This window comes from Polaribacter cellanae, assembly GCF_017569185.1.
GTDB classification, from domain to species: Bacteria; Bacteroidota; Bacteroidia; order Flavobacteriales; family Flavobacteriaceae; genus Polaribacter; species Polaribacter cellanae.
Genome location: NZ_CP071869.1, coordinates 280668 through 293761 on the forward strand (window position 1 = coordinate 280668; position 13094 = coordinate 293761).

A 13094-nucleotide genomic window follows, 5' to 3' on the forward strand; every position below is an offset into this window, starting at 1 on the left:
ATAGAAAAAACCTTTACATCTTTTGTAAAGGTTTTTTTTGGCTCAATTTTTGAAATGAAAAAAATAGTATATTTATATTCTATGAAACTCTCTTTTAAAATTACATTTTTTTTACTCTTTATTTTCGCTTCTACCTTTTCGTTTGGAGCTATTTCTTTGACAAAATATAAACCAAATGTTGTCGTTTTAGAACAAGATTATACAATTTTAATTAAAAAAATAAAGGCTAAAATAAATTTTCTAAAAAAGCAGAGAAAAAAGTTTAAAACGGCTAAAAAATGGTCTCCAGTTCAAGAAAAAAGCTACTTAAAACAGCTGACAACATTAAAAATGAATCTAAAAAAATTAGGTTATAATGAAGGGAAAGAATTAACTATTCAGCAAAAAATAATAAAACTTCAAAAGCAATTAAAATACATTAATAATAGTAGAGTTAATAAGAACGCTAAAAGTGGTTGGACCCAAAAAGACGATTCTATTTACGAGAAAAAAGCGAGTAAATTAATTGATAGTATTATTAAATTAAGGATGATTAAGGAGTAGAAATTTCTTCCTACCCATTCTTAAAAAAAAAAAATTAAATCTGTTCTTTTAGAACAGCAATCTCGTCACGTAATTGGGCAGCAACAATAAAATCTAAACCTTTTGCTGCAGCTTCCATTTGTTTGCGTTTTGAGCGGATGCGTTTTTCAATTTCTTCTTTTGGTAAATACTGTAAATCTTGTTCTGCTGCGACTTGTTGTGCATTGTTATAATGATAACTAGAAACAGCCGATTTTGTTAATGTATTATCAATTTTTTTGTTAATTTGAGTAGGAGTAATGTTGTTTTTTGTGTTGTAAGCTATTTGTTTTTCTCTTCTACGTTCAGTCTCGTCAATTGTTTTTTGCATACTTGCAGTTACTTTATCTGCATATAAAATTGCCAAACCATTTACATTTCTTGCAGCTCTACCAATAGTTTGTGTTAATGATTTTGTATTTCTTAAAAAACCTTCTTTATCTGCATCTAAAATAGCCACTAAAGAAACTTCTGGTAAATCTAAACCTTCACGTAATAAGTTTACTCCAATTAAAACATCGAACAAACCTTTACGCAAATCTTGCATAATTTCTACACGTTCCAAGGTATCTACATCCGAATGTATATATCTACAACGAATATCTACTCTTGTTAAGTATTTCGTTAACTCTTCTGCCATTCTTTTGGTTAAGGTTGTTACCAACGTTCGTTCGTCTTTTTCTACTCTGGTTTGAATTTCTTCAATTAAATCGTCAATTTGATTTAAACTTGGTCTTACTTCAACAATAGGATCTAACAAGCCTGTTGGACGAATAATTTGCTCTATAAAAACACCTTCCGTTTTTTGTAATTCATAATCTGCAGGAGTTGCAGAAACAAATATGGTTTGATTTTGAATGGCTTCAAACTCCTCAAACTTTAAAGGTCTGTTATCCATTGCTGCTGGCAATCGAAAACCATATTCTACCAAATTTTCTTTTCTACTTCTATCTCCACCATACATTGCATGGGTTTGTGGCACAGTTACGTGACTCTCATCAATAACCATTAAATAATCATTTGGAAAATAATCTAACAAGCAGAAAGGTCTTGTTCCTGGTAATCTACCATCTAAATAGCGAGAATAATTTTCAATTCCAGAACAATATCCTAATTCACGAATCATTTCTAAATCGAATTCAGTACGTTCTTTAATACGTTTTGCTTCTAAATGTTTTCCTATTTCATTAAAAAAATCGATCTGTTTCATCATATCTTCCTGAATTTGATGAATGGCGTTTTGAAGTACATCTGGAGAGGTAACAAATAAATTTGCGGGATAAATACTTAATTCTTCAAAAGTATTTATAATGGCATTGCTTTCTAAATCGAACAATTCTATTTCTTCGATTTCATCACCAAAAAAATGAACTCTGTAGCCATTATCTCCATAAGAAGGATAAATTGTAACTACATCGCCCTTTACTTTAAAGGTTCCGCTTTTTATTTCTACTTCGGTTCTAGCATATAAACTGGTAACTAATTGATGTAAAAATTTGGTTCTAGATATTTGTTGCCCAACTTGAATAGGAATTACGTTTTTCTTAAATTCTGTGGGGTTTCCAATACCATATAAACAGGAAACTGAAGCGACAACTAACACATCTCTTCGTCCAGAAAGTAGGGAAGAAGTGGTGCTTAAACGAAGTCGTTCGATATCTTCATTTATAGATAAATCTTTTTCTATAAATGTTCCAGTAACTGGAATGTAGGCTTCTGGCTGATAATAATCGTAGTATGAAACGAAATATTCTACTGCGTTTTCAGGAAAAAATTGTTTGAACTCAGAATATAATTGTGCAGCCAAAGTTTTATTATGAGCCAAAACTAAGGTTGGTTTTTTTACTTGTTTAACAACATTTGCAACTGTAAATGTTTTCCCAGAACCAGTAACACCTAACAAGGTTTGATACTTTTCTCCAGATAAAACTCCACTAGAAAGTTCTTTAATTGCTTGTGGTTGATCTCCTGTTGGAGAAAATTCTGATACCAATTTAAATTCCATAATTGTAAAAATACGGATTGTTTGTAAAATTAAAAGAATCTTATATTAAGTTTATTTAATTCTTAAAAACTAATTTTTTCTTCTAATCAAACTAAAATGTCCTGTTTTTTTTATTGGTTTTTCGCCAGCTTTAGAAGGAATTAAAACAGCGTTATACCAATAATCGTTAGATGGTAATAATTTTCCGTTTAAAGTACCATTCCAACCATTTTCTTTTTTAAGATCTATAATTTTAAGCAAACGACCCAACCTATCAAAAATTTTTAAGCTTGCTTCTTTGTAAAAATTATTATCTATTCCTTGAATTTTCCAGGTATCAAAAAAGCCATCTTCATTTGGTGTAAAATGTCTTTGAAAATAAATAAATGAAATTTCTTTAGTGGAAATCTCTCCACATTCATTTCTATCTCTAATAAATACTTTGTTTAAACCTGCTGGAACATTGGTAAATGTGTAAGATAAATTATCTGTTCCTTTTTTGAAATTTGTGGAAGAATTATCATTTAAAGCATACTCATAATTTCCTATTCCAGATACTTTAATGGTAATAGAATTGTCTATAGTTTTGTCTTGGTTATCTAAAAAAGAAACATTTTCTATAACAGCTGCGTTCGATTCTAAAACGGTAAATGTATTGTATCCAACGCAAATGGTATTATCTAAAGGGTCTGTAATATCGTTTTTGTAATTTCTTATGGCTTCTACTTTATAAGTACCTGTTGCTTTTGCTTGTAAGATTGCGTTATTTTCACCTATTATTTCAGTATTATTTAAGTACCATTTGTATGTATCTGTTGCTATACCTGTATTTGCATTTAAATTAATACTTATTAATTGAGGATTATCTATTGGGTTATTAACACATAAGATTTGTGTGGTTGTATTTCCTTGCGGAATTGGAAGCTCTCTTACTTTTATTTTAAATTGCCCAATACTTTGGCAGTCTCTAGAACCTTTTAAAGAGATTCTTACAAAAATATCATCATTATTAGAAAACAATGTATTTTCGAATGGTTTTTCTATTTCATTTATTTGAAGAATAGCATCATCTCTATTTTTATAATATTTAAAATTGTGTGTAGTTAGACTTAAACTACCCATAGAACTTGCTATAATTTGATTGGTTTTTACATCAAAATTATAAAAAGTATTTCCAGAACCATTACTTTTTATGGCATTAGATGTGTTTGCATTTGTATCTAATTCGCTCTTGTAAATATCTTTGTAAGTATTAATACCAGAAGGATTTACTTTTAGTTCGATTTCTTTTGTGTTAAAACATTGTGTGGCTGTATTGGTAATTTTTACTATTAATTTATGGTTTCCGTTCGTAGCGTTTGTAGGTACAGTATTAATGTAATTATTTTTATTTACGGGTGATAAAAAAGAGGTGTCTGAAACTTCGAAGAAATCGATAGTTACATTATCTGATTCAGAGTATAGTTCTGGTTCTAATATTTTTAGGTTAAAATTGGTTGTAAAATCACCTCTATTATCATCAAAATCGCATTGTTCATATACTGGTATATCGTTTATTGCTGGTAATGTATTAAAATGAACTTCTAAAGTACTATTAAATTTTTTATACCTACCACAATCATCTGTTATGGTTATTTCCAACTTATAGACACCTGAGCCAAAATTTGTACTACTAATAGAAAATAATCTGGTATTAACGTTTACAGAAGGATCGCCTTCTTTTGTCCATTTATAAACTGCAGATGGGTTGTCTGCTATTTCCGGTACTACATTTAGAGTTTCATCTATACAAACTTCTTGTTTTTTATCGCTTAAAGTTCTTGAAATATCATTACTATCAACGATATTTACTGGAGAGAAAAAAGATTGTATAAAAGGTGGTAATCCTTGGCTTGCAATTTTGCCTGCTAAAGGAATTGCCGCTCTTTTGTAAATTACATTTGTAGCATTATCATTGGGATTTTCAATAACATCTAGGGTGCTTTCCCCTGGTATAGAAACGTAAATTTTACCATTAGACGCCAGTTGTAAACCACTTCTATAACCTATTTGAGAGATTATTTTTGTTTTGGTTCTGGCTATGTTTGTATTTCTTAAATCGAATTGATATATATTGTTTTGATATCTATTATTACTTATACTCTCTAAAGTTGTGACATATAATTTCGAGGAATTTTGTGAGAATTCTACGCCATAAGGAGCGCCATCTATACTTGGATTTGTTAAAATTTGTACCTCTCTAGATACTTTTCCTGTTCTGTTATCAAAATCAAAAAGTACTAGTTTTCCGTTACCATTATTACCTCCAAGTTTGTTAAAGTCTGCCATGGCAAGTTTTTTTCCATCAGGAGAAACTTTTAAATATCCTCTTTTATCAACTAAATTATAGTTTGTAGTGCTAGGAAGTGGCGCGCCAGCTACATCTACACCTGTTTCTGTTATTTTATAAGAATAAAATTGGTTGTTAACAGCAGAAATTATCCAAAAAGAATCGCAACTTTCTCCTTGAACAGCGGTTACTTTTTCTGACCATAATTGGCTTAAAGAACCTGCTAAATTTATAGGGCCTTCTATTATTTCTCCTAAATTTTTATTTATTGTATAGTAATTAAAACCTGGGTTTCTTGTGCCACCTCTACTTACATAATCTGTTCCTACTGTAAAAAGATAGTAAATATTTTCGTTTACTGGGTTTGGTACAAATAGAGCAGATTGTGTACTTGAAGAGTTTCCTGCTAAATTATTTGCTGGAGTTCCATCAGAAAATTTCACAATTTCATGATTTTTATTATATAGTATTATACCATCTGTATAAAATAGTAGGTTTCCATCTTTGTCTGATATTGTAGAACAGCCTTCATCTGTATTTAATAAACCATCTGTTAAAGCTGTGGGTTCTCCTGTTGAAAAGTCTAAACCTGCATTGTAACCAAAATACCAAAAGTTAGCTTCTTTTTGTGCAAATGTGTTTAATGCAATGCATATTAAAAAAAGAGATAATAAATTCTTCATTTGGTCATATTTCTAATGTACACTTCAAAGATATTTAAAAAATATATATTAGTAATATATTTTAAATGACTAAAAATAATATAGTAAAAGATTGTTATTTTCTTATAAGGCTAAAATTTCCTTTTTTTTCACGTATGTTTCCATCTTTATCAATTAAAACAGCATGATACCAGTAATCGTTGGAAGGCATTATTTTTCCATTTGCTATACCATTCCAACCACCCTCTGTTTTCTGATTTATTCTTTTTAAGAGATTTCCATATCTATCAAAAATTTTCAAATCAACGGTTTTGTAAAAGGTGTTCTCAATTCCTTGAATTTTCCAGAGATCTACATTTCCATCTCTATTTGGAGAAAAATGTCTTTGAAAATAGATGAAAGATTGTTCTTTGGAAGCTACAATACCACAATTGTTAGTGTCTCTAATATAAACAGTATTTAAACCTGGTTTTACATTTGTAAATGTATAAGATAAATTTTCTTTTCCTTTTTTGAAATTTGAAATAGCATTGCTGTTTAAAGCATATTCGTAATTTCCTTTTCCAGAAACATTAATTGTTAAAGTATTGTCTTTTTCAAAATCATTATCGTCTTTAGATTTAATGGATTTTATTACAGCAACACTAGATTTTTTTAAGGTAAAAGTATTGTAGCCTATTGTGGTTACATCGTCTTTAGAGCCTGCACCATTTTCATAAAATCTACTAGCTTCTACTTTATAGGTTCCTTCCTTATTTGCATTTAATATTTGATTTGTTTCTCCACTAATTAAAACATCATTTAAATACCACTTATACGTGTCTGTGGGAACACCTGTGCTTCCATTTAAAGGTTTGGTTTCTAAAATGGGTATGTTATCAGGGAAATTTATACATAATGGCATTGTAGTTGTATTGCCCATTGGTTCTGGAATTTCGAGTACAATTAATTTAAATGTTCCAATTCCTTCACAGGTATTATTTTTAGATATTCTTAGAAATATGTCTGTATTATTTGTGTAACGATATGTATTGTAAGGAGGTTTTATTGTATTGATTTCTTTTTCGGCATCATCTCTTGATAGGTAAAAAGAAAACTGATTATCTGTTTTATTGAAAGCACCTCTTGAGGCTAAAATTATTTTATCGATTTGCTTATCAAAATTAAAAACAGCATCATTAGAACCTTCGCTAACGATTCGTGGAGAGGTTGAAATGTTTATTTCTGGTTCATAAATATTATCAAAAGTATTAAAACTACCAGATGTTGGTGTTACTTTTAACTCGAGTGTGCCAAATTGAAAACAACCTGTTGCTGTATTTGTAATTTTAACTTTTAAAACATGATTTGTTACATTCGCAGCATCTCTATTTATATAACCTACTTTATTTAAGATGGGAGTATCATCACCTTCAAAAAAATCTACAGTTACTCCAGTTGCTCCACCAGTTAATTGAGCTTCTTTAGATGCTAAATTAAATGTAGTAAAACCATCAATAGAATTAGAATCATAATCACACTGTATGTACGTAGGAATCGTTTGTAATTTTGGAACAGGGTTTACAATTAAATTAAATTTTTTAGTGGTGTTTATACATCCTTTATCACTAACAACTCTAACAAAAATAGATTGTTTGTTTTTTGTTTCGTTTTTGTAAGGAATTGATTTATCTATAGGTAAAAGATTGTTCTCTGCATCTGATAATGTTTTATGATAACTAATCGTAAACTTACTAGCGTCTAAAGAACCTAATATTTCACTATCTTTTGACCGTAATAAAAAATCTTCAGAAAAACCATCAGTATTACTTGCACTGGCAAGGTCGTCGCAAGAAAAGTAATCTGTTGGTTCATTTAAATCGAAAGTATTTTTTACGATTAATTGAAAATTTGTAACAGAAAAACATTCTGAACCAGAATTTGTTAGACGAGTAAAAATTGTTTGTGGGTTCGATGTATTTCTAAAATTTGTAATATTGGTAATAGGGTTTGTATTTGTTTGAGCATCGTTAGCATTTAGGTGATAGCTTACATTTACGTTAACTTGGTTGCCTTTAATTGTGTTTTCATTCTGTGAAAGATTAAAGTTGGCAGCTTCGATTGTATCCGCAAAATTATCGTCACATTCTTCTAAATTAAAAGTTGTTCCACTCACAGGAGCATTTACAACAGGAGGATCGCTAAAGGTAGCTGTACCAGTCCAATCTATTTTAAAATTGCTATTACCAATTGGTCTGTCGATAACAATAAAATAAGAATCATTAGCATTTACTGTAAGCCATTTTACAAAACTATTTCCATCTGCACTGGGACCTTCTGCAGTATCTGTTTCGGTTCCATTCATACCTGTTAAATTATTAGACAAACCAGCTCCAATAGGATTGGTAGTGGAACATCTAATAGCTTGACCTATGTTGCCACAATTTACATTAGGACCGAAAATAAAAAAGTCGAAATCTTCGTTAATGTCGGTGTTTACGCTTCCATTTGAATTGGTAGGTGTTAAGGTAAAACCGAGTGTTCCAGAAGTTTTAATAACAATTTTAAGCCATAAGCTATTATTTTCTTCGCTAGAACAGGTGTTAGAACCATTTAATTCTTGTGTTCCAAAACCAGTAGCATCTAAATCTTGGAAACCACTATTTCCACATACTATTAAAGCATCTGAACAATCGTTTTGAGAAAATACATTTAAAGCAAAAAGTATTAAAACTAGGGGTAAAAAATTTTTCATTTGACAATACACTATGGTTTATTTACGTCAAATATATTTAAAAACTACTATAAATCTCTCTTTTTTAACAATATAAAAGATAAATAGATAAAGATAAATGTCCAAACTAAAACAATTGTAATTGTAGAGAAATCTACAGAATAGCTTTTTGTAAATGTTTCTCCAATTTGACTCGCAACAGATCTAACAGCTCCTAATCTAGAAAAGGGTTCTTTAATTAAGTTAGACATAGCTTCAAAAGGTAGAAACTGCACTATACTATCTACTTTTTCGCTAGTATTTTCTGCACTTTTAAGAGCCCAAAATAAATAGCCTTTAAATATACTTTCAGCAATAAACCAAACAACCATTGCACCCACTGCAAATGCGGATCTTTTCACCAAAATTCCAAAGAATAATCCCATAGAAAAGAAACCCACTAACTTAATAAAGAAAGCAACTAAATATTCTAAACCAGAAGTTATAATGGCAAACTCTGTATAATCTGAATAGATAAAACCTAAAATTAACGAAACTACAAAGACAAAAATTGTAGAAATTAAAGCAAAAATAATTACGATGTAAAATTTAGAAAGGATAAATTCTTTTTTACTTAAACCATCAATTAAATTCTGTTTTAAAGTTTTATAGCTGTACTCATTTGCCATCATAGAAACAATAACTAAAAGTAAAAAGAACTTTAAAATAGCAGCTACATAGGTATTAAAATGCCAAATATATGGAAAATTAAAAATCCCCATTTCTGCCAAATGAAATTTTATGGGACCAATATCAAATTTAATTGCGGCGATTAAAGCAATCGCAGCCAATAAGCCAAAGTAAATAAGAGATAAAACTTTACTTGCACGATTGTATTTTAATTTATGAAACTCTATTGTTAATAATCTTAACATGATATTTTATATTTTGATAATTAAGTTCTCGCAAACTTCGTTTTTACTTTTAATTATAAAAAATGATTTCAGTAATGCTCGAACCGACGTTTTGGGTTAGTTATTGTTCGTTAAATCTAAGAATTGTTGCTCTAAACTTGGTTTACGTTTTACCAAATGAGATAAAATAATTCCTTTTTCGAATAAGAATGCATTTATTTCTGTAGAAGAAATATTTGTGTTTAAAGTAGCAATAATTGTTTCGTGTTCTTTTATAATTTTTCCAATTGCAGGGTGTTTTTCGAGAACTTCCAACAATTTTTGCTCTTCCGATTCTACTCTCAATTCGAATAAACCATTTGAGGCAGTCATTTCATCAACTCTACCACTATATAATTTTATTCCTTTTCTAATAACAACTACATGAGAACATACTTTTTCTACTTCGTCTAAGAGATGAGATGCCAATAAAATAGTAGTTCCTGTACTTGCAATAAGCTGAATTATTTGACGAATTTCATGGATTCCTTGAGGATCCAACCCGTTTGTGGGTTCGTCTAAAATTAAAATCTCAGGATCGTTTAACAATGCAGATGCGATTGCTAAACGTTGTTTCATTCCTAAAGAAAACGTTTTAAACTTGCTGTTTCTTCGTTCGAAAAGATTTACAGTTTTTAATTTCTCGTCAATTTTTTCTGGTGAAACTCCTTTTATGGTGCAAATTAAATTCAAATTTTGAGATGCAGTCATGTAAGGATAAAAGTTAGGGCGCTCTATAATTGCACCTACTTTTTTTAAAGCTTCGTGTGTAGAAAGTTTTCCATTAAACCAAGAAAACTCACCAGAAGTTCTGTTTACAACGTTTAAAATAATGCCTAAAGTGGTAGATTTTCCACTTCCATTTGGCCCAAGAATTCCGTAAACATTTCCTTTTTTAATGTCAAAAGAAAGATTGTTTACTGCATGAACTGACCCGTATTTTTTGTCGAGGTTTTTAAGTGATAGTATTGTTTCCAAAGAAATTGTGTTTAGTTGGTTATAGTTGTAAGACGACTTAAAGTTGAAAATGTTACAAATTTTACTCATCAGTCATCAGTATACAATTACAATAAAAAACGCTTTGCAATAAATATCAGCTAAAAACGAACACTTTAACTGAAAGCTGCTACTGCCAAATAAAACTAATACTCATTAAAATCGAAATCGTCGAAAGGATCGAATTCGTTATCATCTCCATCGAAATCGTTTTCTAACTTATCTGCAACAAATTCTTTTTCTGGAGCTTCATCAGGAATTTCGCCAACAGAAAGCACAATTGCAGGTAAATTTTCTTTTGTTTCTGAAGAAATTTCAACAACATCTACGTAAAAAGTCCACATTTTTAAGAAATCGTACACATATATTAGTTTATTATTTTCTTCTGGCAAGGTTTCTACCAAAGCACACGATTTCATAGAAATACCTTCGCCAGCTTCTGCCATATTAAATAACGGGATTTCTTCACCTTGGTTCCATTCTTCATCCGTTCTATAAAAAGAGGCCATTTCTTGTCCATTAAAACCAAAAGATTTGGCAATTGCAAAATGCAAATCCTCTAAATTAAAGGCATCATTTACAAGAATGGTTCTTATAATATCTTCTTTCGTATCTAAAATTACACGTATTTTATACATAAAATGAGTAAGCTTTTCAACTGCAAAAATACAATTTTTTATACGTACTTTTACACTATAAAATAGAGGTTATGGATAATTCTGAAATTTTAAAAGTATTTAACGAGCGTTCTAAAAACACGCTTATGGAAACCCTTGATATAGAATATGTTGCTGTTGGTAAAGATTTTTTAACGGCAAAAATGCCCGTGAATTCTAGAGTGCACCAACCTTATGGGCAATTGCATGGAGGTGCAACTGCAGCGCTTGCAGAAAGTGTGGGAAGTGCAGCTTCTAACTTTTTTATTGATAGCAAAACCCAATATGTAAATGGAATTCAGCTTTCGATAAATCACATAAAAAGCAAACGAGAAGGTGTTGTTTTTGCAACTGCAAAAAATATTCATAAGGGTAGAACAACACATCTTTGGGAAGTTACAATTGTAGATGAAGAAGATAATTTAATTTCCGTTGCTAAAATGACAAACATCGTTTTAGACATTAGAAAATAATTTCAATAATAAATTAAAACCAAGAATATTGAATCTTATTTTTAATAAAATATACCATTTTTATACTGCTAAAAAGCCATTTGTAGCCTACAGAAAACCAAATTCTAAAGAAATTTCTGGTTTTTTTATGCAAGAAGATGCATTACATTATTCTAAAAATTATAGCGAAAGTGGTTTTGTATTTGCGCCTTTTAATTCTGAAGAAAAAGCCATTCTATTTCCTGTAGAAAAAGCCGAGTTTTTACAAGAAAAAATCGATTTTAAAATTGGTAATTCGTTAAAAAAAACTTTTATTTCTGATAATTCTTCCAAAGAAAAGCATCTTAAAATTGTTGAAAAAGCTATTAATTTCATAAAAATGGGAACCATACAAAAAGTAGTTATTTCGAGACAAGAATTGGTTTCTTTGCAAAATTTCGATTTGGTTGCAGTTTATAAAAAGCTTTTATTAACTTACGAAAATGCTTTTGTGTACGTTTGGTTTCATCCAAAAGTGGGGCTATGGTTAGGAGCAACTCCAGAAACATTGTTAGAAGTTGAAGAGAAGGTTTTTAAAACCATGTCTTTGGCAGGAACGCAAGTTGCAAATTCTAAAGAAAATATTGTTTGGAAATCGAAAGAATTGGAAGAACAACAATTAGTAACCGATTTTATTGAACAGCAATTAGAAAAAATTGCAAATACACTAAAAATAAACAAAACAGAAACCATAAAAGCAGGAAGTTTACTGCATTTAAAAACAAAGGTTTCTGGACGTTTAAATAAAAAATCAACATTAAAAGAACTGATTTCTGCGCTACACCCAACACCTGCAGTTTGTGGTTTGCCAAGAAAAATTGCGAAACAATTTATTTTAGAAAAAGAAAACTATAAAAGAAGTTTTTATACAGGTTTTTTAGGAGAAATAAATTTTAACTCTTCCCAAAAAGGAAAAAAAGAAACTCATTTATTTGTAAATTTACGCTGTATGAAAATCGATAAGAATACTGCTTGTATTTACGTTGGTGGTGGCATTACAAAAGGCAGTATTGCAACAAAAGAGTGGGAAGAAACTGTTTCTAAGGCTAAGACTATGAAACGTGTTTTGTAATTTTTTATTTTAATACAGATTTTACTTAATTTTTTTCTAAAAAAATCTCACAAAGTCACAAAATTTTTCTTGTATTGATTGGGTTTTTGCTTCGATACTTTTTTAGGTTCTTTTTATTCCAATAAAAAACACTCTAACTGATATTGTGTGATTATTATGCCTAATAATTCGTGTATTCGTGGCATTTTTTTTCATCATAAAAAAAACCACAAACATACATTTGCGGTTTTCTTAGTAAGTAAATTGAATTTGAATTAAAATCGGTTCGATTAATTTATATGGAAGAATTGTTTCCCACAAAAAAACTAATACAAAAACAGTCTGCAGTTGCACACCTATATATCGTCGAAAGAAACATCTGTAAAGCTTTCTGGAGCTTTTACTTGGTTTTCTTTTGGTTCTTCTTTTTTGAAATCTTTTTGGTGACGTTCACTAATTACTTCGTCTCCTTTTTCGGTAACGATATAATCTGTTGCTTTTTTTAGCATTTCATGAAAATCAGAAAAATCTTCTTTATATAAATAAATTTTGTGTTTTTGGTAATGGAAAGTTCCATCATCGTGCGTAAATTTTTTACTTTCAGTAATCGTTAAGTAATAGTCGTTTGCTTTTGTGGCTCTAACATCAAAAAAATACGTTCTTCTTCCTGCTCTTAATACCTGTGAAAAAATTTCTTCTTGTTCAACTCTCTCTGCCAT

The 13094-nt window shown here is 29.9% G+C and carries 10 protein-coding genes; 3 read left to right on the plus strand and 7 right to left on the minus strand.

Translation table 11 applies throughout. The features are described 5' to 3' along the window. Positions 1 to 54: 54 nt before the first annotated feature. The gene (locus tag J3359_RS01340; RefSeq protein ID WP_208078963.1) at positions 55 to 543 is read left to right on the plus strand and encodes a hypothetical protein; all 489 of its coding nucleotides are present in this window, start codon (positions 55 to 57) and stop codon (positions 541 to 543) included. A gap of 34 nt (positions 544 to 577) precedes the next feature. Here J3359_RS01340 and uvrB read toward each other — a convergent pair whose 3' ends face one another. The 6 genes from uvrB to J3359_RS01370 form a co-directional block, all read right to left on the minus strand. Further along, positions 578 to 2566 (minus strand): excinuclease ABC subunit UvrB, encoded by a 1989-nt coding sequence (gene uvrB, locus J3359_RS01345; protein ID WP_208078964.1) that lies wholly within the window; start codon positions 2564 to 2566, stop codon positions 578 to 580. A gap of 69 nt (positions 2567 to 2635) precedes the next feature. Continuing rightward, the gene (locus J3359_RS01350) at positions 2636 to 5557 is read right to left on the minus strand and encodes a T9SS type B sorting domain-containing protein (RefSeq protein WP_208078965.1); all 2922 of its coding nucleotides are present in this window, start codon (positions 5555 to 5557) and stop codon (positions 2636 to 2638) included. Positions 5558 to 5651: 94 nt separating this feature from the next. Continuing rightward, the gene (locus J3359_RS01355; protein WP_208078966.1) at positions 5652 to 8270 is read right to left on the minus strand and encodes a T9SS type B sorting domain-containing protein; all 2619 of its coding nucleotides are present in this window, start codon (positions 8268 to 8270) and stop codon (positions 5652 to 5654) included. A gap of 47 nt (positions 8271 to 8317) precedes the next feature. Then, positions 8318 to 9163 (minus strand): ABC transporter permease, encoded by an 846-nt coding sequence (locus J3359_RS01360; RefSeq protein WP_208078967.1) that lies wholly within the window; start codon positions 9161 to 9163, stop codon positions 8318 to 8320. Positions 9164 to 9259: 96 nt separating this feature from the next. After that, a complete protein-coding gene (locus J3359_RS01365) occupies positions 9260 to 10159 on the minus strand; it encodes an ABC transporter ATP-binding protein (protein ID WP_208078968.1) in 900 nt (299 codons plus the stop codon). Between the two features lie 164 nt (positions 10160 to 10323). After that, a complete protein-coding gene (locus J3359_RS01370) occupies positions 10324 to 10815 on the minus strand; it encodes an IS1096 element passenger TnpR family protein (RefSeq protein WP_208078969.1) in 492 nt (163 codons plus the stop codon). Positions 10816 to 10886: 71 nt separating this feature from the next. On the opposite strand from J3359_RS01370, the gene J3359_RS01375 reads away from it, so the two are divergent. Together J3359_RS01375 and J3359_RS01380 are read left to right on the plus strand one after the other, a co-directional pair. Further along, on the plus strand, positions 10887 to 11306 hold the full coding sequence (locus J3359_RS01375) for a PaaI family thioesterase (RefSeq protein ID WP_208078970.1): 420 nt from the start codon (positions 10887 to 10889) through the stop codon (positions 11304 to 11306). 28 nt (positions 11307 to 11334) lie between these two features. Next, positions 11335 to 12396, plus strand: coding sequence for a chorismate-binding protein (locus J3359_RS01380; RefSeq protein WP_243765970.1), 1062 nt, complete (start codon positions 11335 to 11337; stop codon positions 12394 to 12396). Between the two features lie 335 nt (positions 12397 to 12731). Here J3359_RS01380 and J3359_RS01385 read toward each other — a convergent pair whose 3' ends face one another. After that, positions 12732 to 13094: a PUR family DNA/RNA-binding protein gene (locus J3359_RS01385; RefSeq protein ID WP_208078971.1), complete on the minus strand. Its 363-nt coding sequence runs from the start codon at positions 13092 to 13094 to the stop codon at positions 12732 to 12734.